The sequence below is a fragment of the Streptomyces sp. NPDC059247 genome (assembly GCF_042754005.1).
Lineage (GTDB): Bacteria > Actinomycetota > Actinomycetes > Streptomycetales > Streptomycetaceae > Streptomyces.
On the sequence record NZ_JBHYZW010000004.1, the window covers coordinates 99,212 to 123,463 of the forward strand.

The 24,252-nt window shown below is 74.0% G+C and carries 21 protein-coding genes; 5 read left to right on the forward strand and 16 right to left on the reverse strand.

Annotation, left to right across the window (positions count from 1 at the left end):
• Window positions 1-31: 31 nt before the first annotated feature.
• Entirely contained in the window at window positions 32-640 is a 609-nt protein-coding gene (locus tag ACFXGN_RS10395) for a LuxR C-terminal-related transcriptional regulator (RefSeq protein WP_384856121.1), read from the reverse strand.
• Window positions 574-1,215, reverse strand: a complete 642-nt coding sequence (locus tag ACFXGN_RS10400) for a hypothetical protein (RefSeq protein ID WP_384856123.1) — start codon at window positions 1,213-1,215, stop codon at window positions 574-576. The genes ACFXGN_RS10395 and ACFXGN_RS10400 overlap by 67 nt, the downstream gene beginning before the upstream one ends.
• Before the next feature lie 154 nt (window positions 1,216-1,369).
• On the opposite strand from ACFXGN_RS10400, the gene ACFXGN_RS10405 reads away from it, so the two are divergent.
• Window positions 1,370-2,353: a LuxR C-terminal-related transcriptional regulator gene (locus tag ACFXGN_RS10405; protein WP_384856126.1), complete on the forward strand. Its 984-nt coding sequence runs from the start codon at window positions 1,370-1,372 to the stop codon at window positions 2,351-2,353.
• 43 nt (window positions 2,354-2,396) lie between these two features.
• Here ACFXGN_RS10405 and ACFXGN_RS10410 read toward each other — a convergent pair whose 3' ends face one another.
• The 9 genes from ACFXGN_RS10410 to ACFXGN_RS10450 all read right to left on the reverse strand — a co-directional run bounded on the left by ACFXGN_RS10410 (window position 2,397) and on the right by ACFXGN_RS10450 (window position 11,094).
• A complete protein-coding gene (locus tag ACFXGN_RS10410) occupies window positions 2,397-2,648 on the reverse strand; it encodes a hypothetical protein (protein WP_384856129.1) in 252 nt (83 codons plus the stop codon).
• A gap of 352 nt (window positions 2,649-3,000) precedes the next feature.
• Window positions 3,001-3,906 (reverse strand): copper resistance D family protein, encoded by a 906-nt coding sequence (locus tag ACFXGN_RS10415; RefSeq protein WP_384856130.1) that lies wholly within the window; start codon window positions 3,904-3,906, stop codon window positions 3,001-3,003.
• Window positions 3,907-3,974: 68 nt separating this feature from the next.
• Entirely contained in the window at window positions 3,975-4,190 is a 216-nt protein-coding gene (locus ACFXGN_RS10420; RefSeq protein ID WP_366442217.1) for an EF-hand domain-containing protein, read from the reverse strand.
• A gap of 149 nt (window positions 4,191-4,339) precedes the next feature.
• Window positions 4,340-5,536: a YncE family protein gene (locus ACFXGN_RS10425; protein ID WP_384856133.1), complete on the reverse strand. Its 1,197-nt coding sequence runs from the start codon at window positions 5,534-5,536 to the stop codon at window positions 4,340-4,342.
• Window positions 5,536-6,309: a polysaccharide deacetylase family protein gene (locus ACFXGN_RS10430; RefSeq protein ID WP_384856136.1), complete on the reverse strand. Its 774-nt coding sequence runs from the start codon at window positions 6,307-6,309 to the stop codon at window positions 5,536-5,538. The genes ACFXGN_RS10425 and ACFXGN_RS10430 overlap by 1 nt, the downstream gene beginning before the upstream one ends.
• Before the next feature lie 640 nt (window positions 6,310-6,949).
• Window positions 6,950-7,456 (reverse strand): ATP-binding protein, encoded by a 507-nt coding sequence (locus ACFXGN_RS10435; protein WP_366442220.1) that lies wholly within the window; start codon window positions 7,454-7,456, stop codon window positions 6,950-6,952.
• Between the two features lie 71 nt (window positions 7,457-7,527).
• Window positions 7,528-8,295: an enoyl-CoA hydratase/isomerase family protein gene (locus ACFXGN_RS10440; protein ID WP_384856139.1), complete on the reverse strand. Its 768-nt coding sequence runs from the start codon at window positions 8,293-8,295 to the stop codon at window positions 7,528-7,530.
• A gap of 120 nt (window positions 8,296-8,415) precedes the next feature.
• Window positions 8,416-9,660: an Ig-like domain-containing protein gene (locus ACFXGN_RS10445; RefSeq protein ID WP_384856142.1), complete on the reverse strand. Its 1,245-nt coding sequence runs from the start codon at window positions 9,658-9,660 to the stop codon at window positions 8,416-8,418.
• Window positions 9,661-9,855: 195 nt separating this feature from the next.
• Complete coding sequence (locus tag ACFXGN_RS10450; RefSeq protein ID WP_384856145.1) at window positions 9,856-11,094, reverse strand: Ig-like domain-containing protein; 1,239 nt, start codon at window positions 11,092-11,094, stop codon at window positions 9,856-9,858.
• Window positions 11,095-11,237: 143 nt separating this feature from the next.
• On the opposite strand from ACFXGN_RS10450, the gene glgX reads away from it, so the two are divergent.
• Window positions 11,238-13,439, forward strand: coding sequence for a glycogen debranching protein GlgX (glgX, locus tag ACFXGN_RS10455; protein WP_384856148.1), 2,202 nt, complete (start codon window positions 11,238-11,240; stop codon window positions 13,437-13,439).
• Between the two features lie 325 nt (window positions 13,440-13,764).
• Here glgX and ACFXGN_RS10460 read toward each other — a convergent pair whose 3' ends face one another.
• The 5 genes from ACFXGN_RS10460 to ACFXGN_RS10480 form a co-directional block, all read right to left on the reverse strand.
• Complete coding sequence (locus ACFXGN_RS10460; RefSeq protein ID WP_384856150.1) at window positions 13,765-14,409, reverse strand: response regulator; 645 nt, start codon at window positions 14,407-14,409, stop codon at window positions 13,765-13,767.
• Window positions 14,406-15,704: a sensor histidine kinase gene (locus ACFXGN_RS10465; RefSeq protein ID WP_384856153.1), complete on the reverse strand. Its 1,299-nt coding sequence runs from the start codon at window positions 15,702-15,704 to the stop codon at window positions 14,406-14,408. The genes ACFXGN_RS10460 and ACFXGN_RS10465 overlap by 4 nt, the downstream gene beginning before the upstream one ends.
• A gap of 98 nt (window positions 15,705-15,802) precedes the next feature.
• Window positions 15,803-16,567, reverse strand: a complete 765-nt coding sequence (locus ACFXGN_RS10470) for an ABC transporter permease (RefSeq protein ID WP_384856155.1) — start codon at window positions 16,565-16,567, stop codon at window positions 15,803-15,805.
• Window positions 16,564-17,469, reverse strand: coding sequence for an ABC transporter ATP-binding protein (locus ACFXGN_RS10475; protein WP_384856158.1), 906 nt, complete (start codon window positions 17,467-17,469; stop codon window positions 16,564-16,566). The genes ACFXGN_RS10470 and ACFXGN_RS10475 overlap by 4 nt, the downstream gene beginning before the upstream one ends.
• 363 nt (window positions 17,470-17,832) lie before the next feature.
• Window positions 17,833-18,699, reverse strand: a complete 867-nt coding sequence (locus ACFXGN_RS10480) for a TIGR03620 family F420-dependent LLM class oxidoreductase (RefSeq protein ID WP_384856160.1) — start codon at window positions 18,697-18,699, stop codon at window positions 17,833-17,835.
• A 71-nt stretch (window positions 18,700-18,770) separates the two neighbouring features.
• On the opposite strand from ACFXGN_RS10480, the gene ACFXGN_RS10485 reads away from it, so the two are divergent.
• The 3 genes from ACFXGN_RS10485 to ACFXGN_RS10495 all read left to right on the forward strand — a co-directional run bounded on the left by ACFXGN_RS10485 (window position 18,771) and on the right by ACFXGN_RS10495 (window position 23,393).
• Window positions 18,771-19,127: a hypothetical protein gene (locus ACFXGN_RS10485; protein ID WP_384856162.1), complete on the forward strand. Its 357-nt coding sequence runs from the start codon at window positions 18,771-18,773 to the stop codon at window positions 19,125-19,127.
• Window positions 19,128-19,515: 388 nt separating this feature from the next.
• Complete coding sequence (locus ACFXGN_RS10490; RefSeq protein WP_384856164.1) at window positions 19,516-21,474, forward strand: ABC transporter ATP-binding protein; 1,959 nt, start codon at window positions 19,516-19,518, stop codon at window positions 21,472-21,474.
• Window positions 21,471-23,393 (forward strand): ABC transporter ATP-binding protein, encoded by a 1,923-nt coding sequence (locus ACFXGN_RS10495; protein WP_384856167.1) that lies wholly within the window; start codon window positions 21,471-21,473, stop codon window positions 23,391-23,393. Before ACFXGN_RS10490 ends, ACFXGN_RS10495 begins: the two co-directional genes overlap by 4 nt.
• Window positions 23,394-24,252: the final 859 nt, after the last annotated feature.

The window sequence follows — 24,252 nt, forward strand, 5'->3', positions numbered from 1 at the left end:
CGTCCGGGCCGTCCCCCGCCCGGCGGGGTCCTCACAGCAGTCCGCACTCGGTCGCGATGCGGGCCGCGTCGAAGCGGTTGCGGCCCCCCAGTTTCTTGATCGCCGCCGAGGTCAGGTTCCGTACCGTCCCGGCCGCGAGGTACAGCTCGCCCGCGATCTCCTTCACCGTCGCGCCGCCCGCCGTGAGCCGCAGCACGTCCGTCTCGCGGACGCTGAGCAGCAGCGCGTCCCCGGCCGCCGGGGGCCGCAGCAGTCCGGGATCGACGGTGAGACAGCCCCCGGCCACCCCGACGAGGGTGGTGATCAGCTGGGGCAGCCGGGCCGTCTTGGGGACGACGCCGAGGGCCCCGGCGGCCACCGCCCGGTCGACGACGGACGGGGTGGCCGCGCCGACCATCAGGGCGACCCCGCAGGTCGGATGGTGCGAGCGGACCTCGGTCGCCGCGTGCAGCGCCTTGCCCCCCATGGTGCTCTCGCCGAGCAGCAGGACGGTGGGACGGTGCCGCTGTACGGCGGGCAGTACGGCTTCGAAGGTCGTGGCGAGTCCCACGACGTCCAGGCCGTTGGTGCCGTTCAGGGTCTCGGCGAAGGCCTCCAGGACCAGTTGGTGGTCCCCTGCCACGACGACTCGGATGGACATGTCTCTCCCCGTGGTACTTCTGTGGCGGCGGCCCTCGGGGGCCGCCGGTCAGCGACTGTTCGCCGTGCCGCGTCGGCGGCCAGGCCGTCGACGACGGAGCGGACCCAGATGCGGTCCCCGGCCGTCGTCGTGTCCGGTCCGGTGGCGCCGGACGAGGTGCCCTCGACATGGCGGGCGGCGGCCGGCAGGGCGGCGGCGAGGGCGGCCGAGAAGGCGCGGAAGGCGCCGTGCGGTCCCGCGCCGGTGCCCGGCGGCGGCAGGAGGACGACGGCGGCGTCCAGCGGGCCGACGTCGGCGGCGATCTGGCCGGGCAGCCGGGCGGCCTCGGCGGGGTCGCCGATGTCGATCCGGTACGGCAGGGCCACGAGTCCGGCGTCGGTGAGGGCCTTGCAGAGGAAGGCCGCGTTGGTGGCGGCGTCGTCGACACGGTCCGGATGACCGGCGCCGACGACGGCGACGACGGCCCCCGCCGCGCACAGGCGGGTCGTGAGTTCCCGGCCGACGCCCGTGGTGGCGTCGACGACGAGGACGACGAGACCGTCGAGTCGCGGCGGGACGGAACCGGTCTTAAGCACGTGAACTCCCTTTCGAGGAGATCGTCGAGCGGGTAGCGTGATCTTCGAACGAATGGCTGAATCGGGTCAGCTTCGGCAATGGGGCGGGAGGGCCCCGGTTCGGAGCCTCCGTCCCGCCACGGGCCGGAGGCCGCATCACTGTTGGGGGCAGCACGTGGACGAGGTCTCGTCGCTCGATCAGCACACCCTGGGGGTGTACCGCGCGATCCTGTTCCACAAGGAGCTCGATCCGCGACGCCTGGCGGAACTCCTCGACTGCACGTACGAGAAGGTGGAGGAAGCGCTCGAACTGCTGACGCGCCTCTCCCTGCTCGCGCCCTCCCGGGACGCCCCGGGCCGGATGCGCGCGGTGAACCCCTCGCTCGGTCTGAAGGTGCTGCTCCAGCGGGAGGAGCGCGAGCTGGCCTCCCGGCAGCAGCGGATCGAGCAGAACCGGGCGGCGCTGGCCGCCCTCGCGGCCGAGTACACGGCCTCGGGCCGGTCGGGCGGTCTGGACGGCGCGGAGCACCTCGACAACGTCGACGACATCCGCACCCGGCTGGAGGCCCTGGCCGAGTCCTGTACGTACGAGTCGCTGGCCTTCCATCCCGGCAAGGCGCTGACCCAGGAGTCCGTCGAGGCGGGCCGCCCGCTGAACGAGCGGGCGATGGAGCGGGGCGTGCGGTTCCGCACGATCTATCTGGACAGCGTCGCGGGCGACCGGGTCACCCGGGCGCACGCCCAGTGGATGGCGGAGCGGGGCAGTGAGATCCGCACCTCGCCGACGCTGCCGATGCGGCTGCTCATCGTGGACACCTCGGCGGCGGTGGTCGCCGGGCTGCCCGGCCAGGCCCAGCCGTCCGCGCTGCTCTTCAGCAGTCAGCCGGTGGTCCTGGCCATGCGGGCCCTGTTCGAGGCCTACTGGGAGCACGCCTGCCTGCTGGACGGCCCCGGTGACGCCCTCCCGGGTGGGCTCACGCCCCAGGAGCGCAAGCTGCTCCAGCTCCTGGCGAGCGGTCTGACCGACGATGCCGTGGCGCGTGCGCTGGGCATCGGGGTGCGGACGGAGCGGCGGATCGTGGCGGACCTCATGGAGCGGCTCGGGGCGTCCAGCCGGTTCGAGGCGGGGGTGCAGGCGACCCGCAGGGAGTGGCTCTGAAGCGGGGCTGCGGCGGTGGCGGCGGTCGTGGCGCGCATGGCGGTCAGTTCCTCGGGGCGATCGGCCAGACGAAGTCGTCCGGGAGGTCGACGACGCGGCACGGCAGGCCGACGCCCGGCAGGCAGGGCAGTACGGGCTTGGGCGGCACGGGCCAGACGAAGTCGTCCCCGCCGAGCGTCACCTTCGTCGGCGCGGTGGGCGCCGCCTGGGCCGGGGCGGCGGTGAGGAACCCTCCGAGGACGGCGGTGGCGACGGCGGCGAGGACGATGCGGGAGCGACGGGAGCGACAGAACATGTGGATCTCCGTTCCAGGTCCGGGTGCGGTACGGGTGCGACGTACTCGCGTGTCGTGACTTCCTCGGCGGCCGGTGGCTTTTCAGCCGTCCCGGCCGCACACCCAGAGGAAATCACTGTGGGGGCCCCGGTGTCCGCTTCCGGACATGCCAGGAAGCTGCCTGGCAAAGAGCTGCCTCACGACCTGCGGAAAAAGCATTGGTCTAGTCCGATCGGACCCTCAGGTTCCGGCCAAAAGCCCAGGTGAGGGGCGCGCGACGATCTGCCGTGCGCCGGGGGTCGATCCGGCCATCGGCGGGGCTACGGCGGCAGGGTGACGGCCCGGCGGACGTCGGACTGCGGCCGGGGGACGCTCAGGGGGTGGTCCCGGGCGGGTCGGGGACCACCGTCAGCAGCGCCGAGACGACCAGGATCGCCACCAGGACGGAGACCTCCGCCCGGGCGGGCCCCTGCGCGTTCGCGCCCGAGGTCATACGGCTCCGGGCGGCGAGCGCCAGCAGGCTCGCACCGCCGAACAGGGCCAGTTTCACCAGCAGGACACGCCCGTAGGCGGTGCTCAGGACGGCGTCGAGGGGCAGCTTGCGCAGGGTGGAGACGGTGCCGGTGACGGCGAGGGCCGTGTACACCCAGGCGGCCATCCGGGCGTACCGGGCGAGGACCTCCCGGCCGCCGCCGCGCAGCCGCATCACGCGCAGGACGTAGAACAGCGTGCCGGTCCAGAGGCAGGCGGCGGTGAGGTGCACGAGGGTGAGGCAGGTGCCGAGGAAGGGGGCGCCCTCGGGGTGGGCGCGCAGCGCCTCGGCGCCGATGGCGACGGCGAGCGGCAGGGCGGCGAGTCCGGGGCGCCGGGAGGAGGCGCAGAGGGCGGCGAGGACGCAGCCGTTGGCCGTGACGAGCAGGAGGCGGCCCTCCCGGAGTCCGTACACGACGCTCGGGCTGAGGCCGCTGACGGCGACGAAGAGCAGCAGGAGTCCGGCGGAGGCGGCGGCGGCGAGGAGGGCGGCGGGGACGGCCAGGGCCCTGGGCCGGGCGCCCTCGCCCGCGAAGCGGCGTCCGGTGATCTCTCCGACGGGCACGGCCAGACCGGTGAGCAGCAGGAGCCGCAGCAGGGTGGTGGTGCCGGCCGCCGGGGTGCCGAGTTCGCCGGTGCCGTACTGGGCGAGTCCGGCGCCCAGCAGGGCGACGGCCAGGACGGCGGCTGCGGCGAGCGCCGCTGCGGTCAGCCGGCTCGGGGTGCCGAGGGGTCCGGGAAGCGTCACCGGACGATCGTCACCGAGCCCCGGACGGGCGGCAACTCAGCGCCGCGCCGCCCGCCGGGGCGGTGGGGTCAGGCCTTGTCGAGGCTGCCCCAGAACTCGTCCCAGGAGAGCCTGCCGTCGCCGTTGCCGTCACGCTGCTTGATGAGGGCCTCGGCGACCGTCTCGGTGACGTGGAAGTCGCCCAGCTGCGCCATGACGCTCTTGTACTCCGCGGCGGTGATGTAGCCGTCCCCGTCCACGTCGTACCGGTTGAATGCCGTGCGTGCCGACTCGATGTCCGCCACTGCTTCCGCCCCTTCTTGGTGCTTCTCTGACGGGGTCAGATTAACGGGCCGGTCGGGGCCGGATGAGGGGGGTGGGGCCGCTGCGGACCCACCCCCGCCCGCTCGCCCGCCCGCTCACTCGCCCGCTCGCCCGCGCCGGTCGGGTCCGGTCAGCGGAAGATCCCGGTGTGGCCGAGCGAGTAGCGGCCCGGCTGCGGGTAGACGGCGAGTCCGTGGGGGCCGCTCCCGACGGGGATGCGGGCCAGTTGCCTGCCGCTGGTGGTGTCGATGGCGTACACCTCGGAGTCGTAGCGGCCGGAGAGCCACAGGACCTTGCCGTCGGCGGAGACGCCGCCCATGTCGGGGGAGCCGCCGTCGGGCAGCCGCCACTTCTTGGTGAGCTTGTTCCTGGTGAAGTCGAAGACGGAGACGGAGCCCTCGCCCCGGTTGGAGACGTACATCTCGCGGGAGTCCCGGCCGACGTAGAGGCCGTGGCAGCCCTTGCCGGTGGGCAGCAGGGCGGGGGTGGTGAACTTCTCGCCGTCGAGGACCCACATGCCGTTGGCCATCATGTCGGCGACGTAGAAGGTCCTGCCGTCCGGGGAGATCTTCACGTCCTGCGGCATGGCGCCCTGGAAGGGCAGCTTCTGCTGGCCGACGACCTCCATCTTCTCGGTGTCGACCTTGAGGAGTTCGCCGGAGAACTCGCAGGAGACGATGAAGTAGCGGCCGTCGGCGGAGAAGTCGGCGTGGTTGACGCCGTAGCAGCTGACCGGGACGGTCTTCTTCCGTTCCATGGTGTGCGGGTCGCGGAAGACGAGTTCGCGGTCCATGCTGGCCATCACGATCGCGTACCGCCCGTTGGGCGTGAAGTAGAGGTTGTACGGGTCGTGGACCTCGACGGGCTTGCCCGCCTTGCCGGTGGCGGGGTCGATGGGGGTGAGGGTGTGGCCCCGGTTGTTGTTGACCCAGAGGGTCTTCATGTCCCAGGAGGGCACGACGTGCTGGGGCTGTCTGCCGACGGGGATGGTCTCGACGACCTGGTAGGTGGCCGGGTCGATGACGGAGACGGTGTTGGAGTTGGTGTTGGGGACGTACACCCGGGAGGGGAAGCCCTTGACGACCGGGGAGAGCCGGTCGGGCCGGTCGGCGGCGTAGACGTCCTCGGGGTCCAGGAGCGGGGGCATCCCCGGCAGTCCCGGCGGGGTGACGGCGGGCCGCCGCGCGGTGGGCGCTTCGGCCCGCTTGACGGGGGCGGCGCCGTTGCCGGTGTCGCCGCCGCCGCAGCCCGCGAGGGCGGTGAGGAGGACGGCGGTGAGGAGGGTCCCGGTCCGCCGTGCGAGGTGTCTCCGCGTGGGGTGTGCCATCAGGTCAGCAGCTCCGTGGTGGTGACCGCGCGCAGTCCGCGGCGGTCGAGGTCGGCGAGGAGGAGGGGCAGCGCGGCGGCGGTGTCGGGATAGCCGAAGTGCAGGCTGACGACGGACCCGGCGCGGACCGTCCCGGTGACGTTGCGGACGACGGCGGCGGCGCCGGGCGAGGTGAAGTCGAGCGAGTCGACGTCGTACGAGAGGACGTGCGGGTATCCGGCCCGGCGGGCGGCGCGCACCACGGCGGGGGCGGCGTGCTGGGTGCGGGAGGGCCGGAACCAGGTGCCGACGGAGCCGGTGAGGCGGCGCAGCCGGTCGGCGCAGGCGGCGATCTCGGCATGGGCCTGGTCCTCGGTCATGTCGTTGATGTCGATGTGGTGCTGGGTGTGGTTGCCGAGGTCGTGGCCGCCGTCGAGGACGCGGCGGGCCAGTTCGGGGTGGTCGTCGAGCCAGCCGCCGACGGCGAGGACGGTGACGCGGGCTCCGGCCTTCTCGGCCTGGGCGAGGAGGGTGCGGGCGAGGGCGGGGTCGCCCTGGCCGTGGAAGGTGAGGGCGACGCGGGGCCGGTCGCGGGGGCCGTGGGCGATCTCGACGGGCTGTCCGGGGAGGCGCCGGGGCGCGGGGGCGGCGGGGCGGACGGCTTCGGGAGCGGGGCGCCGGACGGCGGCGGGCGCGGCGGGGCGGGGGTCCGTGCCGCAGGCGGTGGCGAGGGCTCCCGCGAGGGCGGCGGCCACTCCCGCCCTGAGGACTCCTCGGCGGTCGGTCGGCTTCACTCGACCATTTAAAGGCGGGAGCGACCGTTTGGTGAAGATTAGGCCAATTAAGGACGTTTACGAGTCCAGAAGAGGCGTCCACTATGCGGACAAGACCGGGAAACAATCGATGAACCGCATAGTCATTCATTGTTTGCAAGGCAGGTGCCGCACGTCACCAACGATTCACCGTCTAACTATCCCGGTTTTGCCCATTTTGCCCCACTAAAGACTTTTGGCGAGGTGACCCCTTGTCTGTCATAGTCGGAGCAACGACCCCCTTGACCCGGGCCAGGTCGACAGAGCGGCCGTGGATACACCCCCCCGTCCACGGCGCATCACACGGAAGCCCCCTACTGCCTCACCATGGCGCACGGGGGCTTCCGTGCGTGCGGGGGCGGTCGGGTCCGTCCAGGAACGTGACCTGCCCCAGCTGTCCCAGGGGAGTGGCCCGCCTCGGAGGGGTGACCCGCCTCGGAAGGGTGACCCGTCGGCCCAAGGTCGGCCGTTCAAGGGCGGCCGGTCAGGGATGCCCGCTCAAGGAAGGGATGCCCGCTCAAGCGGGGCCAGTCAGGGATGCCCACTCAGGGGGCCGCTCAAGGTTGCCGCTCAGAGATGCCACTCAGGGGGGCGCTCAGGGATGCCGGTCAGGGATGCCCGCTCAGGGCCGGTCGGCGACCCTCATCTCGAACCAGGTCGTCTTGCCCCGGGGCGCCAGGTCCACGCCCCAGCGGTCCGAGAGCTTGTCCACCAGGAAGAGACCCCGCCCGCTGGTGTCCAGTTCGTGCACCGGCATCAGACAGGGCAGTCCGCGCGAGGGGTCGCGCACCTCCACCCTGATCCAGCCGCGCCGCCGCTGGAGCCGTAACGCGAAGACCCGGGCGCCGGTGTGCCGCACCGCGTTCCCCACCAGCTCGGAGACGAGCAGCACCGCGTGCTCCGCGATCTGCGGACCCAGCGACCACTCCCGCAGCACCACGTGCCGGGTGAGCCGCCGGGCCACCCACGCGGACTCCGGACGGGACGGGAGACGCACGTCCTCGTCGGCCGGGTTACCGTACAACTCCACTACGTGAGCGGCCTGTTCGTCGTCCGCGGCCGATGACCACCGCGCTGCGGCGGCGCTCGCGCGCTGCCACGGTTGTTCCCTGCCCTCCAGGCCCGCCATGCCCCCATCATGGCCGTACCGGCGCGTCCGCGGGGGCCGTTCCCGTGGAATCGGCCCCCCGAACCGGCCTGTCAGACGAACTTCGCCTTCCCCGGGCCCTCCTCGACGAAGCTGCGCATCCCGCGCTCCCGGTCCTCGGTCGCGAACAGCGCGGCGAACCAGGTCCGCTCGATGGCGAGACCGGTGTCGATGTCGGCCTCCAGACCCTGGTCGACCGCCTCCTTCGCGGCGCGCAGCGCGACCGCGGGACCCCGGGCGAGCCGGGCGGCCCACGCGTGCGCCTGCTCGTACACCTCGGCCGCCGGGACGACCCGGTCGACCAGACCGAGCGTCAGCGCCTCGTCCGCCCTGACCATCCGGCCGGTGAAGATGAGGTCCTTCGCCCGGGAGGGGCCGATCAGCCGGGAGAGCCGCTGGGTGCCGCCCGCGCCCGGGATCAGGCCGAGCAGGATCTCCGGCTGGCCCAGCTTGGCGTCGTCGGCGGCGATCCGGTAGTCCGCGCAGAGCGCCAGCTCGCAGCCGCCGCCCAGGGCGTAGCCGGTGACGGCGGCGACGACCGGCTTGGGGATGCGGGCGACGGCGGTGAACGCGTCCTGGAGGGCGCGGGACCGCTTGACCATGGCCACATGGTCCATGACCTGCATCTCCTTGATGTCCGCGCCCGCCGCGAACACCTTCTCCCCGCCGTACAGGACCACCGCGCGCACGTCGTCGCGGTCGGTCGCCTCCTGGGCCAGCTCGCGCAGCCGGTCCTGGGTGGCGACGTCCAGGGCGTTCATCGGGGGGCGGGCGAGCCGGATCGTGCCGACGCCTTCGGCGACTTCGAGGTTCACAGTCATGGGAGGAAGGTTAGTGGCCGTTAACGGCCGGGGGCCCGGTGCTGTTGCTCACAGCACCGGGCCCCCGTCGGGCGCGCGCCCCGCGCGAATCGCCTCGCGGGACCGCTTCGCGCGACGGCGCTACGCGATCCACTCCGACCACGGCATGTTCCAGCCGTTGAGGCCGTTGTCCGGCTGGATCTGCTTGTCCTTGGAGTTCTTCACGACGATCACGTCACCGATGAGCGAGCGGTCGTAGAACCAGGCGGCGGGCATCGACCCGTCGCCCGCGCCCCGGGCGTCCCGGAGGCCGACGCAGCCGTGGCTCACGTTGGAGGAGCCGAAGGTGCCCGCCGGGGCCCAGTAGTTGCCGTGCACGAAGGTGCCCGAGGTGGACAGGCGCATCGCGTGCGGCACGTCCTTGATGTCGTACTCGCCGCCGAAACCGACCGTGGCGCCGTTCATCCGGGTCACCTTGTACTTCTCGCTGATGACCATCTGACCGTTGTACGTGGTCGTGGACGGGGCGCCCGCGGTGATCGGGATCGTCCTGATCACCTTGCCGTCGCGCTCGACCTTCATCGTCTTGGCGCTCGCGTCGACCGTGGAGACCTGACGGCGGCCGACGGTGAAGGTGACCGTCTTCTTCTGCTTGCCGTAGACGCCGGGGCGGCCCTCGACACCGTCCAGGTTCAGGTGCACGGTCACCTTGGTGCCCGCGGCCCAGTACTGCTCGGGGCGGAAGTCGAGCCGGTCGTTGCCGAACCAGTGGCCCTCGATCGGCACCGAGGGGACGGCCGTCACCTTGATGGCCTTCTCCACGGCCTCCGGGTCGGTGATGCCCCGGGTGAAGTTGATGGAGACCGGCATCCCGACGCCGACGGTCGAACCGTCCTCCGGCGTGTAGTGGCCGATGAAGGTGTTCTTCGGGACCAGGGTGGTGAAGGTGGTGTCCTTCGCGGACTCACGGCCCGCGGTGTCCTTCGCCACGGCGTGGACCTTGTACTGGGTGCCGCCCGACAGATGCGCGACCGGCGACCAGCTCGCGCCGTCCGCGGCGATCCTGCCCTCGATCTCGGTGCCCTTGGAGTCGGCGACCGTGACCGTGCTCAGCTTGCCCTGGGCCGCGGTGACCTTCAGGACCCCGCTGGTGGCGACCGAGTCGGCGCCGTCCTTCGGCAGGATCGTCACCACCGCCTCCGAGGCCGTGTTCTCCTGCTGCCCGCCGCTCGCCGCCGGGGCCTTGCCGCCGTCGCCGCCGGCCGTCCCCCCGCCGCCGCAGGCGGTGAGCAGCACCAGCAGCGCCCCCGCCGTCAGGGCCCGCAGACGGACGCCCCCGCGTCGTCCCGCCCCCACCGATGCCCCCGATATCGGCTGCCCGTTCACTGTGGTTGTCTCCCCTCGCAGGGCCCGGTCACGTCACGGGCCCACCCCCGGTGCGCTCGACCCGCGCACCCGGCGCTAGACAATCACACCGCAGGACACGAAAGATCCTCGTGAATGTCACCGTTCCGTCCCGATCGACCGGTACGGAGGGCCGCCCGTGCCGGGGGGTGCGGGCGGTGCGAGGGGGAGGCGTGGTCAGCGCAGCGCGGACCCCGCCCGCCAGGCCTTCCACTCCATGTTCCAGCCGCCGAGGCCGTTGTCCGCGGCGACCGTCCGGTCCCGCGAGTTGACCACCTCCACCACGTCCCCGATGAGCGTCCGGTCGAAGAACCAGCCCCCGGGGGCGTCCGGGCTGCCGCCCTTCTCGTCGCGCAGCCCCACACAGCCGTGGCTGACGTTGGCCGAGCCGAAGGTGTCCGCCGAGGCCCAGTAGTTGCCGTGCAGGAAGGTCCCCGAATCGGTGAGCCGCATCGCGTGCGGCACGTCCTTGATGTCGTACTCGCCGCCGAAACCGACCGTCCGCCCGTCCATCCGCGTCACGTCGTACAGCTCGGTGACCACCATCTTCCCGTTGTACGTGGTGGTCTTCGGGGCGCCCGCCGTGATCGGCAGGGTCGCCAGGACCTCGCCGTCCCGCCGGACCTCCATGGTGTGCGCGGCGGCGTCCACCAGGGACACCTGGGAGCGGCCGACGGTGAAGCCGACCGTCTTGCGCTGGATGCCGTACACCCCGGGCGCCCCCTCGACGTCCCGGAGTCCCAGCTCGACGGTGACCCGGGTGCCGGGCCGCCAGTACGTGGCGGGCCGGAAGTCCAGCCGCTCCTTGCCGAACCAGTGGCCGACGACCTCCACCGGCGGGTCCGAGGTGATCCGGACGGCCCGCTCGACCTCGGCCCGGTTCACGATCGGCAGGCTGAAACCGAAGGAGACGATCATGCCGGTGCCCACCGTGGACCGGTTCTCCGGCTTGAAGTAGCCGATGAAACGGCTCTCGGGCACCACCGTCGTGAAGGTGGTGTGGCGGGCGGAGCGCCGTCCGTGCGCGTCCAGCGCGACCGCGTCCACGCTGTACTTGGCGGCCAGCGCGAGCCGGGTGTCCGGCCGGGGCCGCCAGCGCAGCCCGTCGGCGGAGATCTCCCCGGCGACCTCGGCCCGCAGCCCGTCCTCGACCTGCGCGACCTTCACCCGTTCGAGCCGCCCGCTGTCGATCCGCACCTCCACCGGGCCCTCGGCCGGCACCCCCCGCCCGCCGTCGTCCGGGCTCACCCGGATGACGTCGCCGGGGTCCCGCTGGGCGCCCGGCAGACCGATGCCGAAGCCGCCGCCGCCGTCCGCCCCCGTACAGCCCGCGAGGCCCGCCACCAGTCCCGCCACCGCGAGGGCGCGCCCCGCCCGCTTCCATAGACATGTCACGTGCGGCCCAACGACCGCCACCCTCCGGGGGAAACGTCCGTACGGGTCATGTTGGGAGGACGGCCCTGCGGGCAGAACAGGGGGAGGACCGCCCGAGGGGGGCGGCGGCCGGGACGCCGCCGCTCCCCCGGACGCGGGCCCGACGAGCCGCGGGAGGCCGGACGGTGGCGAGCGCAGCCGAGCAGGAAGCGGTACGGGGGCGGGCCGGGGAGCGGCCCGCGCCACCGGTGTGGCCGGGGGCGCCGACCCCGCTCGGGGCCCGCTGCCGGACCGGACCCGACGGCGTCCCCGGCACCAACTTCGCCCTGTGGGCGGGCGGCGCGGAGGCCGTCGAGCTGTGTCTGTTCGACCCGGACGGCACCGAGCGGCGGCTGCCGCTGACCGAACTGACCCATGAGATCTGGCACGGCTTCGTGCCGGGGGCCGGTGCCGGGCAGCGGTACGGCTACCGGGTGCACGGCCGCTGGGACCCGTGGACCGGCGCCCGCTGGAACCCGGCGAAACTGCTCCTCGACCCGTACGCGCGGGCCGTCGACGGCGACTTCGCGCTGCCGCCCGAGGTGTACGGGCACGTCAGGGACTGGCCGCAGCAGCACGTCGCCGACACCGTCCGCGACGAGCGGGACTCGGCGCCGTACGTCCCCAAGGGGATCGTCGTCCATGACGACGACGACTGGTCCGACGACCGCAGGCCCAAGACGCCCTGGCAGGACTCCGTCATCTACGAACTGCACGTCAAGGGCTTCACCCGGCTCCACCCCGGCGTCCCCGAGCATCTGCGGGGCAGCTACGCGGGGCTGGCCCACCCGGCGGCGGTCGAGCACCTCGTCCGGCTCGGGGTGACGGCGGTGGAACTGCTCCCGGTGCACCAGTTCGCCCACGAGGACCATCTGCTGCGGCGCGGGCTGCGCAACCACTGGGGCTACAACTCGATCGGCTACTTCGCCCCGCACGCGGGCTACTCGTCGTCCGGGACCGGCGGGCAGCAGGTCGGCGAGTTCAAGCGGATGGTGCGGGCGCTGCACGCCGCCGGGATCGAGGTGATCCTCGACGTCGTCTACAACCACACGGCGGAGGCGGGCGAGCTGGGCCCCACCCTCTCCCTCAAGGGCGTCGACAACCGGGGCTACTACCGGCTCCAGGACGACGCCCGCCGGTACGCCGACTACACCGGCTGCGGGAACACCCTGCACGTGGTGCGCCCGCAGGTGCTCCGGCTCATCACCGACTCCCTGCGGTACTGGGTGACCGAGATGGGCGTCGACGGCTTCCGCTTCGACCTGGCGGCGGCGCTCGCCCGCTCCATGCACGACGTGGACATGCTCTCCCCGTTCCTCGCGGTCGTCGCGCAGGACCCGGTGCTCCGCCGGGTCAAGCTGATCGCCGAGCCGTGGGACGTCGGCAGCGGCGGCTACCAGGTCGGGGCCTTCCCCCCGCTGTGGACTGAGTGGAACGACCGCTACCGGGACGCCGTACGGGACTTCTGGCGGGGTGCGCTGCCCGATGTGCGGGACCTCGGCTACCGGCTCTCCGGCTCCAGCGACCTGTACGCCTGGGGCGGGCGGCGCCCGTACGCCTCCGTCAACTTCGTCACCGCGCACGACGGCTTCACGCTGCGGGACCTCGTCACGTACGAGCGCAAGCACAACGAGGCCAACGGCGAGGGCAACCGGGACGGCACCCACGACAACCGGTCCTGGAACTGCGGCACGGAGGGCGAGACCGACGATCCCGGGATCAACGCGCTGCGGCTGCGGCAGCAGCGCAACCTGCTCACCACCCTGCTGCTCTCCACCGGGGTCCCGATGCTGGTCGCCGGGGACGAGATGGGCCGCACCCAGGGCGGCAACAACAACGCGTACTGCCAGGACAACGAGACCGGCTGGGTCGACTGGACCCTCCCCGGGGACCCCGGGCGGGCCCAGCTCCTGGCCCTCGCGCGGCGGCTCCTCGCCCTGCGCCACCGGCATCCGGTGCTGCGCCGCCGGGCCTTCTTCTCCGGCCGTCGGCAGGGCGCGGACGGGCTGCGGGACCTGGCCTGGTTCACCGCCGGGGGCACCGAGATGACCGACGCCGACTGGTACGCGCCCACCGCGACGCTCGGCCTGTACCTGTCGGGCCGGGACATACCGGGCCGGGACGAGCGGGGCGAGCAGGTGATCGACGACAGTTTCCTCGCCGTCCTCCACGCGGGCCCCGGCCCGCTGGACTTCCGGCTGCCGGGAGCGCCGTGGGCGCGGACGTACGCGCTGGTCGTGGACACCGGGCGGGAGGACCAGTCCGGGGAGCCGGGCACCCGTCACGCGGGCGGCTCGGTCCTGGCGGTGGGGGCGCGGTCGGTGGTGCTGCTGCGGGTCGAGGACTAGCCCGTCCGGCCACCGCGGCGCGACGGCGGTGGCCGGACGGGGCGGGTGTCGTCCCCTGCGGGCCGGGGCGCGGTCCGCACGGGCACCCGTGCCGCGGGCCGCCCTGACACCCCCGTGCGGCGGTCCCGCGTGTGCGAACAGTGTCGGTCCGCGCCCCCGGCCCTGTCCTTGACCCACGGCGCACGACTCCTTGACTCTCCGTGCGGGGTCACGGCGGACGGGCGGGGAGCGCGGGGGCGGGCCGGGGGAGCGGGTGGCGGCCGGGGGAAGCGGGTGGCGGCCGGGGAAGCGGGTGGCGGCCGGGGAAGCGGGTGGCGGCCGGGGGTCAGGAGCCTCCCAGGATGCCCCGGTCGTATCCGGCGGCCACCGCGGCGGCCCGGTCCTTCACTCCCAACTTGCCGTAGATGTGGGTGAGATGGGTCTTCACGGTGGCCTCGCTGATGAACAGCTCGGCGGCGATGGCCCGGTTGGCGGTGCCCCGGGCGACGAGGGCGAGGATCTCGCGCTCGCGGGCGGAGAGCGCGGTGCCCTTCGGGGCGGCGGGCGTCCGGACGGCGGTCACCAGCCGGGAGGCGACGGCCGGGGAGAGGACGGTACGGCCTTCGGCGGCGGCGCGTACGGCCCCGAACAGCTCCTCGCGCGGGGCGTCCTTGAGGAGGTAGCCGGTGGCGCCCGCCTCGATCGCCGGGAGCGTGTCGGTGTCCGTGTCGTACGTGGTGAGGACGAGGACCCGGGATCTGGCGCCCCGGCGGCCCAGTTCGGCGATGGCGTCGACACCGCCGCCGCCCGGCATCCGCAGGTCCATGAGGACCACGTCCGGGTCGAGGGCCAGGGCGAGCGCGACGCCCTCGACGCCGTCGGCGGCCTCGCCGAGGACCCGGAAGCCGGAGCCGGGCGCGGCGAACATGCCGCGCAGCCCGTCCCGTACGACGGGGTGGTCGTCGACGATCAGCAGGGTGATGTCCGTCATGGCAGGGCCAACGGTACGCGGGCGGAGATCGCGGTGCCCTCGCCGGGGGCGGCCTCGACGGTGACGGAGCCCGCGAGCCGCAGGGCCCTGGCCCTCATGCCGTCGAGCCCGAAGCCGCCGCCGCACCGGCCGCCGGGGCCGGTGCGTCCGGGTCCGGCGTCGGGGTCGAAGCCCCGGCCGTCGTCCCGTACGTCGAGGGTGATCTCGTCGTCCATGTAGGAGAGGGTGACTCCGGCGCGGGCGGCGCCGGAGTGCCGGGCCGCGTTGGACAGGGCTTCCTGCGCGATCCGCAGCAGGGTGGCGGCGACCTCCTCGTGCAGCGGGAGTTCGGTGCCGGTGACGGTGAACCGGGTCCGGACACCGGTCCGTTCGGACCAGTCGGCGACCGTCTTGCGCAGCGCGTCGGGCAGGGTGTCGTGTTCCAGGGCGGCCGGGCTCAGGTTCTGCACGGAGCGGCGGGCCTCCCCCAGGCTGTGCCGGGCGAGGTCGGCGGCCCGCCGGAGGTGGACCTCGGCGGCCTCCGGCCCCGAGGTGGCCTGGGCGGCCTGGAGCTGGGTGACGATCCCGGTGAGGCCCTGGGCGAGGGTGTCGTGGATCTCGGCGGCGAGCCTGCGCCGCTCGTCGGCGATCCCGGCCTCCCGGGCCTGGAGGAGGAGCTGGGCCTGGAGGGCCGCGTTCTCGGCGAGGGCCTGTTCGAGCCGCCCGTTGGCGAGGGCGAGGGCGTCGATGGTCGCGATCCGCTCGGCCGCCTTCTCGTCCTCCTTCTCGCTGAGGTGGGCGAAGACCACGACGAGGCAGGCGTTCAGCCCGAACAGGCCGCCGAAGGCGACCCATTGGACCGGGGAGCCGGGCGGCAGCCCGCCGGACTGCGAACCGGCCATGGTGACGGCGGTGACCAGGAGCCCGGCGTGGCCGAGCCGCCGGGGCAGCAGGTGCATGGCGTCGAAGTAGCCGAGGCAGGCGTAGATCGCGAAGAACGGGTTGCACCAGGTGAGGACGAAGGCGAGGGCGGTCCGCAGCAGGAAGTAGCCGGTGGCGCCGGGCGCGGCGGCGGGCAGTCTGACCCGGTCGCCCGGGGTCCCGGCCCCGCGCCGGGCGGCCGTCCGGCGCGTGTGCAGGCCCCAGAGCAGTTGGAGCAGGACGGCCACCGCGACCAGCGGTCCGGTCAGGGCGGGTCCCGGGCCGCCGCCGAGGAGCGGCGCGGTCGCCGTGGCGATGGCGGCGGCGACGGCGAGGAGCGCGTACGGCCCCCAGCGGAAGAACCGCAGCCAGAGGCCCACGGTGTCGGTCGGCACGGTGGCGGTCCCCCTCGTCCCGGGCGGTGTCCGCCGCGCGGTCCCGGCGGGACCCGCGGGGCGCGCCGCCGTTCCTTCCGCGCGCGCCGCGCACGCGGTCACTGCCAGCGGAACCAGCGCACCGAGGCGCCGGTCAGCACCGCCGTCCACACCAGCATCACGGCGAGCGCCGCGAGGCCGGGCCAGCCGCCCGACGCGGCGGCGTCCAGGGCCTCGGACGCGGCGCCGTACGGGCTGAACCGGACGATCTGCTGGAGGGTATCGGGCATGGCCTGGACCGGCACCCACACTCCGGCCGTGAACATGGTGGGGAAGAAGACGAGCGTGCCGACGGCGGTGGCGGTCTTCTGGGTGCGGGAGACCGCGCACACGGCGGAGCCGAGGGCCAGTCCGACCGCGACCGCGAGGAGCAGGGCGAGGGCGTAGCCGACCGGGTTGCCGGGCAGGGCGACGCCGAAGGCGAGCCGCCCGACCGTGATCACGACCACGGCGGACACCAGCGCGGCGGCGCCGTGCAGGACGAGCTGGGCGGTGAGGAGCGTCCCGGCGCGGACGGGGGTGGTGGACATCCGGCGCAGGATGCCGCGTTCCCGGTATCCGGCGAGGACCGGGGGCATGGCCTGGAGGCCGGACATGACGACGGCGAAGAGGACGGCGACGGGGACGTAGACGTCGATGGTCCGGCGTCCGCCGAGGTCGGCGCTGGCCTCCCGGAAGGAGGGGATCAGTCCGAGGACGGCCAGGAGGATCGTCGGCGAGGCCATCACCCAGAACAGGGAGCCGGGTTCGCGGGTGAAGAGCCGGGTCTCGGTCCGCAGGACGGCGGCGGTGGCGGAGCGGGGTGCGGCGGTGGCGGTGCTCATCGGTGGTCGGTCCCTGTCAGGTCGAGGTAGGCGTCGTCGAGGCTGGCGTCGCTGACCCGGAGCTGTCCGGCGGTGACGCCCCGGCGGGCGAGGAGGGAGACGAAGGCGGTGACGGTCTCGTCGGTGCCGCCGAGGACGGTCCGGCCGTCGGCGCTCGTCAGGGAGACGGCTCCGGGCAGGGCGCGCAGGTCCGCCGGGTCGAGCGGGGTGTCGGCGGCGAAGGAGATGGCCTTGGCGGCGGTGGCGCGTCCGATCAGCCCTTCGGGGGTGTCGAGGGCGGCGATCCGGCCGCCGTCGAGGAGGGCGATCCGGTCGCAGAGCCGCTGGGCCTCCTCCATGAAGTGGGTGACGAGGAGGACGGTGACGCCGCCGTCCCTGATGGACTCGACGAGTTCCCAGACCTCGCGGCGGGCGCGCGGGTCGAGGCCGGTGGTGAGTTCGTCGAGGACGACGACGCGGGGGTCGCCGATGAGGGCGAGGGCGACGAACAGCCGCTGCTTCTGGCCCCCGGAGAGCTGGGCGAACCGGGTGCCGAGGTGCGGGAGGAGGCCGAGGCGTTCGGCGAGGGCGTGCCGGTCGGCGGGCCTCGGGTAGAAGGAGGCGTAGAGGTCGAGCGCCTCGCGGACGGTCAGCTTGGGCTGGAGCTCGCTTTCCTGGAGCTGGACGCCGAGGACCGGGGTGAGGTCCGCGCGCCGGGCGGCGGGGTCGAGACCGCAGACCCGGACGAGGCCCTCGTCGGGCGCCCGGAGCCCTTCGACGCACTCCACGGTGGTGGTCTTCCCGGCCCCGTTGGGCCCGAGGATCCCGAACACCTCCCCCTCACCGACCTCGAACGACACCCCGTCGACGACCTTCCGGCCACCGTAGGTCTTGCGCAGTCCCCGTACTTCGATCGCGTTCATGCCCCCACTTTTCCGGCCCGCCGCCTCCCGGACCATCGGCCGTCCCGCTCGGAACGGCATCAGCCGATCGGTTGAGGGGGGTACGACTTCGGGACGCCCGGCCGACCACGCCCACCCGCTCCCTGGGGCCCGGCGCGGAACAGGTCGGGCGGTCATCCGGGGTACTCGACCGGTGGGCGCTCGGGGCGGAGCCGGGTGAGGACGCCCCGGAGCGGACCGGCCGGGACGAGCCGGTCGCCCGCCGGAGGCCGGTACCAGAACGGCCCCGGCGGCGTGTGCCGGGTGACGGGTGGCAGCGCCAGGGTGCGGGGCGCGCCGAAGCACACGGCGTACGGGTGCGGCGCCCACCGCCCGGCGGAACGGCTATTCGGCGACCAGTTCCGGGGCGAGGTCGCGCCATGCCCGGCGGGCGAAGGTACCAGGGGTGTCGGTGACCACCTGTACGGCGACGTGGTCGGCCCCGGCCCGCCGGTGCTCGGTGAGCCGGGCGGCGATCCGCGCGGGGTCGCCCCAGACGAACAGCGCATCGACCAGCCTGTCGCTGCCGCCCGAGGCCAGGTCCTCGGCGTCGAATCCCCCGCGCAGCCAGGCTGACCGGTAGTTGCGCAGTCTCAGGTACGGAGCGAGCATCGCCCTGGCCCTGGCGCGGGCTTCCCCGGCATCGGTGTGCGCGATGACGGTCTGCTCCACTGACAGCACGGGGCCGTCACCCAGCACCGACCGTGCCCACGCGGTATGGGCGGGGCTGACCAGATAGGGATGCACTCCCGTGGACCTGGCGGCTGCCAGCCGGGTCATCCGCGGCCCGTGCGCACCGATGACGCGCGCCGACGGCGGCAGCGCGGGAACCGCCGCGTCCAACGCGTCGAGGTAGGAGCACAGAGCCCGGTACGGCTCGTGGTAACGGCCGACGAAGTCGGCGTGGCTGACGCCGAGTCCCACCAGCAGCCGATCCCGTTGCCGTCGCGGAAGCGAGTGGTACGTCGCGGCGAGTCGCTCCGGGGGCCTCTCCCAGATGGACACGCACCCCGTTGCGACGATCATCCGATCGGTCGCGGCCAGGACCTCGGCCGCCGTGACCAGGTCCCCGCTCGGATTGCCACCCGGGCTGCCGCCGAGCCATACGGCACCGTACCCGAGCTCCTCCAACTCGGCCGCGGCGTCCCGCGCCTCGCTGCGATCTCCGTGGGTGAACGCCAGGCTCCAGACACCTACTGCCGCGAGATCCATACCGAGCCTTCCTGCCGGGTGCGGGACCCCCGATTGAACGGTGCGGGACAGGGCCCGCCTTCCCAAAAACCGTGACCTGTCCGGAAGCCGACCCACAGCGTCCGGATCAACCCGCCCTGACGGCCCACAGCCCCGGGAGCACCCGGACATGGCTGGTCGACTGGGCCCGGGCGGCCCGGGGTCCCGCGTGGGCGGACACGGTTCTGTGGGGTCAGCGGCTGGTGCTGGACGGCGGGCAGACCCCCGAGCGGGCCGCCCGCCGGTGCGAGCGCGTCCCCGCGTTCGCGCGGGCGCCCCGCGAGGCGGTGGTGGTCCTCGCCGAGGCCGACGCCCGGTCCTGGGAGGCGTGGCGGGCGTACGGGACGAGCGGCCTGGACCGTACCGTGGCAGCGGCCCGGACCTGGGCCGACCACTGGCAGACGCCGTAACCGGGCCCGGACCGCCACCGCTTCGGAGCGGCCGGGGCGGGGACGGCTGCCGGGGCCGTGTGACGGAAATCCTGATGAGACGTGTCAGGGGTGAACCGTAAGGTCGGGCCTGATGCCCGAGAATCCTGTCGCCCCAGAACCCCCCGCCCCCGAGCCCCTGTCCGGTCCCGGACCCGCCTCCGCGCCGGGTCCCGCTCCCGAGCCCACCGCCGGTCCCGCGCCCGGCCCCGGGGACGGGTCCACGCCTGGGGCCGGGTCCACGCCCGGCGGGAGGTCCACGCCCAGCGGGGAGTCCGCGACCGGCAAGGCGTCCACGTCCGGGGACGGGTCCGTGCCCGGCGGGAGGTCCGTGCCCGGGGACGGGTCCACGCCCGGCAAGGGGTCCTCCGTGCGCGGGCTGCTGCGGCTCTGGCCGTACGTGCGGCCCGTGCGCACGCGGTTGTTCACGGCCGCGTGCGTCGCGATCGTGGCCTCCTGTCTGTCGCTCGTCATCCCGCTCGTCCTGAAGTGGCTCGTGGACGGGCCCGTCCAGGACCGCGACCCGGGCGGGGTGTGGCTCGGCGCGCTCTATCTGCTGCTGCTCGGCATCACCGAGGCCGTGCTCTTCGGCTTCCGCCGCTGGCTGGTCGCCCGCCCCCTCGCCTCCGTCGAGGCCCGTATGCGGGCCGATCTGTACGGCAGGCTCCAGCGGCTGCCGATCGCCTTCCACGACCGGTGGGCGTCCGGCCAGCTCCTCTCGCGCGGCACGACCGATCTGATGCTGATCCGCATGTTCCTCGCGTTCCCGCTGACGTTCCTCCTGGTCAACGGCGTGACGATCCTCGCGGGTTACGTCCTGCTGCTCGCCCAGGACTGGTCACTGGGCCTGGTCCTGCTGACCCCGGTCATCCCGCTGGTCCTCGTCTGCTCCGTCTTCGAGGGCCGGTACGGGGTGGTCGCGCGGCGCGCCCAGGACCAGGTGGGCGATCTGACGACGGTCGTCGAGGAGAGCGTCCTCGGCATCCGGATCGTCAAGGGCTTCGGCCGCCACCGCAGTCAGGCGCGCGCCTTCCGCGAGCTGTCCGGACTGCTGCGCGGCACGGAACTCGTCAAGGCCCGGCTGCTCGCCATGATCTGGGCCGTCATCACCTTCGTACCGGAGCTGGCGATCGGCGCGGCGCTCGTCCTCGGCACCGTACAGGTGGCGGACGGGGATCTGTCGGCGGGGACGCTCGTCGCGTTCCTCTCCACGGCCCTGGCGCTGCGCTGGCCGGTGGAGTCGATCGGCTTCCTGCTCGCGATGAGCCAGGAGGCGGCGACCGCGACGGAACGTTACTTCGAGGTGATGGACTCCGAGGTGGAGCCGGACGCCCCCGCCGCCGGGGGCCCCTCGGCCGACGGGCCCGACGGGGTGCGGTTCGAGGCGGTGTCGTTCCGCTACCCGGACGCCCCGGCGGACGCCCCGCCCGTACTGGACGGCGTCGACCTGCACATCCGCCCCGGCGAGACCCTCGCCCTGGTCGGCGGCACCGGCTCCGGCAAGACCACGCTGACCGCCCTCGTCCCCCGGCTCCACGAGGCCTCCGGCGGGCGCATCCTGCTCGACGGCGAGGACATCTCCCTGATGGAACGGGAGCGGCTGCGGTCCCTGGTGTCGGTGGCCTTCGAGGAGCCCACGCTGTTCTCGGCGAGCGTCGGCGAGAACGTCCTGATGGGCGCCGACGCCTCGGCGGGCGAGCCGGAGCTGCGCCGCGCCCTGGGCGTCGCGCAGGCCGGGGGTTTCGTCGACCGGCTGCCCGGCGGCGCCGGGACGCAGGTCGGCGAGCAGGGCCTGAGCCTGTCCGGCGGGCAGCGGCAGCGGCTCGCGCTGGCCCGCGCGGTCGTCGGCAGACCCCGGTTCCTGGTCCTGGACGACCCGCTGTCCGCGCTCGACGTGCACACCGAGGCACGGGTGGAGGCGGCCCTGCGCGAGGTGCTGCGGGAGACGACGGCGCTGGTGGTGGCGCACCGCCCTTCGACGGTGATGCTGGCCGACCGGGTGGCCCTGCTGTCCGGAGGCCGGATAGCCGCCGTGGGCACCCATCAGGAACTCCTGCGGAGCAGCGAGGAGTACGCCTGGCTGATGTCCGGGGAGAGCAAGTCAGGGGAGAGCAAGACCGGGGAGGGTGCGGCCGGGGAGGGTGCTCCCGGGGCCGGGAAGGACCCGGCCGGGAAGGACCCGGCCGGAGAGGGCGGAGGCGGCGGGAGCCGGGACGTCGCCGCGAGTGGAGCCCGCGAGAGCCGGGCCGGGGAGAGCAGAGGCCCCGAGAGCCGGGCCACGGAGAGCGGAGCCCGCGAGAGCGGCGCCGGAGAGGCCGGGAACCGATGACGGACACCGCACTGACCGGGCACCGCGACCCGGCGGAACCCACCGACCCCACCGATGCCACCGGCCCCGCAGGTCCCGCCGGTCCCGCCGGTCCCGAGGGGCGCGCGTCCGGGTCGCCGGAGTCGTCCGGGGACCCCTTCGACCGGGACGATCTGCCCGCGCCTCGCGGGGCGACGGGCGCGCTGCTGCGCTCCCTGCTGGCCGCGCACCGGGTCCGGGTCGTGCTCGCGGCGCTGGTGCTGCTGGTCAAGGAGGTGGCCGTGCAGGCGGGGCCGCTCCTCGTGGCGTACGCCATCGACCGGGGCGTTCCGGCGTTCCGGGCCGGTGACCACGGGCCGGTGATCGCGGTGGGGCTGGGCTATCTGCTGTGCGCGGCGCTGTCCGGCCTCCTCCAGTACGTCTTCGTGCGCGGGGCGGCCCGGATCAACCAGGACGTCCTGCTCGACCTCCGGGGCCGGATCTTCCGGCACGCCCAGGTCCTGAGCGTCGACTTCCACGAGCGGTACACCTCGGGCCGGTTGATCTCCCGTTCGACCACGGACGTGGAGTCGCTGCGGGAGCTGCTGTCGGAGGGGCTCCAGGAACTGATCGGCGTGGTCCTGTCGTTCGTGTCGATCTCCCTGGTGCTGCTCTGGCTGGACCTGGGCATCGGGGCGGTGGCGGTGGCCTCGTTCGTACCGCTGTACCTGCTGGTGCGGCTGTACCGGCGGCGGGCGGGCGCGGTGTACGCCGAGCGTTCGACGGCGATGGCGGGCGTGATCGTGAAGTTCGCGGAGACGATGAACGGCATCCGCCCGGTACGGGCGTTCCGCCGGGAGCGGGCCAACGACGCGGAGTTCGCGGCGCTCAACCACCGGCACGAGCGCAGCAACGGCGACGCGCTCCTGGAGATGGCCCGGTACGTCCTCGGTTCCCGGCTGGTCGCCAACACGGCCGTCGCGGGCATGTGCCTGTGGGGTGCCCAGCGGGTGGCGTCGGGCTCGCTGGAACTGGGCGTGCTCGCCGCGGCGGTGCTGTACATGCGGCGCCTGTACGACCCGATCGACCGGCTCGGCATGTTCCTCAACTCCTACGAGTCGGCCGCCGCGTCCCTCGCGAAGATCGCGGGTCTGCTCGCGCAGGCGCCGGGGGTGCCGGAGGCGGCGGAGCCCCGGGAACTGCCCGTGCGCACCGGCGCCCCGGGCCGCGAGGTGGTCTTCGACGGGGTGCGGTTCGCGTACCGCACGGGCGGTGAGGTGCTGCCCCGCTTCGATCTGACGGTCCCGGCGGGCCAGACGGTCGCGGTGGTGGGGGCGACGGGCGCGGGCAAGTCGACGCTCGCCAAGCTCCTGGCCCGTTTCTACGACCCGACGGACGGGGCGGTGCGGCTCGACGGCGTGGACCTCCGCGACCTCACGGTGCCGGAACTGCGCCGGGGTGTGGTGATGGTGACGCAGGAGGCGTTCCTGTTCTCGGGGACGGTCGCGGAGAACATCGCGATCGGGCGTCCGGAGGCGACGCGCGCGGAGATCGAGGAGGCGGCGCGGGCGATCGGGGCGCACGAGTTCATCGTGGGCCTGCCGGACGGCTACGACACGGACGTACGGAAGCGGGGCGGGCGGATCTCGGCGGGCCAGCGGCAGTTGGTGGCCTTCGCGCGGGCGCTGCTGGCCGATCCGGCGGTGCTGATCCTGGACGAGGCGACGAGTTCGCTGGACGTGCCGGGCGAGCGGGCGGTGCAGCGGGCGATGGACACGGTCCTGGCGGGCCGTACGGCGGTGGTGATCGCCCACCGCCTGTCGACGGTCGAGGTCGCGGACCGGGTCCTGGTGATGGAGGACGGCCGGATCGTGGAGGACGGCACCCCGTCGGACCTGGTCTCCGGCGAGGGCCGGTACGCGGGTCTGCACCGGGCGTGGCGGGAGAGCCTGGTGGGCTGAGCGGACCGGGCCGGTGGGCCCGGAGGACCGGGGGAGACCGGGCAGAGGAGACCGGGCAGAGGAGACCGGGCCCGAGCAGGCCGGGGCCGCGCCGACGGGGCCGCGCCGACGGGGCCGACCGGCTGTGGGAGCCCTCCTGTCGGCAGGGCCGACCCCGCCACCGACGGGGGCCGCACCACGCCGACGGGACCGGTCGGCCGAGGACCGGCACCTCCTCGGCGGGGCCGCCCGGCTGCCCCGGGACGGCATCACGCCGAGCGGCCGACCGGCCCGGGAGGGACCGGCACGGCCCAGGAGCAACGGCCCGCCCGGAAGGGACAGCACCAGCCGACAGCACCAGCCCAGGAGGAGCGGCACCGGTCCGGGAGGGACGGCCCGCCCGGAAGGACAGCACCGGACCGGCAGGGGCGGACCGGCAGGGGCGGCACCGGACCTCCCGCCCCTCCCCCTCGCCTCTCCCCCCCAGACGCCCACCAGATCCCCGTTCCAAGGGAGTTGGCCGACGGAGGGGCTGGCTCCCGGGGTCGCTCTTTGCCAGAATGGGGTCTGTCCTTTGCCAGATCCCGGTCCGCCCTTTGCCGGACCGGGGATCCCCGCCCCTCCGCGCGGGCGCCCGGACGCCCGTGGGCCCGGCCCGCCCGCCCCGGAGCGGGGCCCGGAATCCGTACGGACGGGTGCCCGGACCCGTACGGAAAGGGCCTGGGCCCCCGTGGCGGCGGGGCCGGACCCCCGGCCGTGCCGCGCCCGCGTCCCGGGACCCCGACGGCCGGGGAGAACCGCCCCCGGCCGGATCGGCGCGGGCGGTATTCGGGCATCCCCGACGCCGGGCCGGACGAAAAGAACCGGCCAGCGGGCGACG

Bases quoted from the DNA above. Each gene is read 5' to 3' on its own strand.
- ACFXGN_RS10395 (WP_384856121.1), bottom strand. From the start codon at position 640: ATGTCCATCCGAGTCGTCGTGGCAGGGGACCACCAACTGGTCCTGGAG.
- ACFXGN_RS10410 (WP_384856129.1), bottom strand. From the start codon at position 2,648: ATGTTCTGTCGCTCCCGTCGCTCCCGCATCGTCCTCGCCGCCGTCGCC.
- ACFXGN_RS10425 (WP_384856133.1), bottom strand. From the start codon at position 5,536: ATGGCACACCCCACGCGGAGACACCTCGCACGGCGGACCGGGACCCTC.
- ACFXGN_RS10435 (WP_366442220.1), bottom strand. From the start codon at position 7,456: ATGGCGGGCCTGGAGGGCAGGGAACAACCGTGGCAGCGCGCGAGCGCC.
- ACFXGN_RS10440 (WP_384856139.1), bottom strand. From the start codon at position 8,295: ATGACTGTGAACCTCGAAGTCGCCGAAGGCGTCGGCACGATCCGGCTC.
- ACFXGN_RS10460 (WP_384856150.1), bottom strand. From the start codon at position 14,409: ATGACGGACATCACCCTGCTGATCGTCGACGACCACCCCGTCGTACGG.
- ACFXGN_RS10470 (WP_384856155.1), bottom strand. From the start codon at position 16,567: ATGAGCACCGCCACCGCCGCACCCCGCTCCGCCACCGCCGCCGTCCTG.
- ACFXGN_RS10475 (WP_384856158.1), bottom strand. From the start codon at position 17,469: ATGAACGCGATCGAAGTACGGGGACTGCGCAAGACCTACGGTGGCCGG.
- ACFXGN_RS10480 (WP_384856160.1), bottom strand. From the start codon at position 18,699: ATGGATCTCGCGGCAGTAGGTGTCTGGAGCCTGGCGTTCACCCACGGA.
- ACFXGN_RS10495 (WP_384856167.1), top strand. From the start codon at position 21,471: ATGACGGACACCGCACTGACCGGGCACCGCGACCCGGCGGAACCCACC.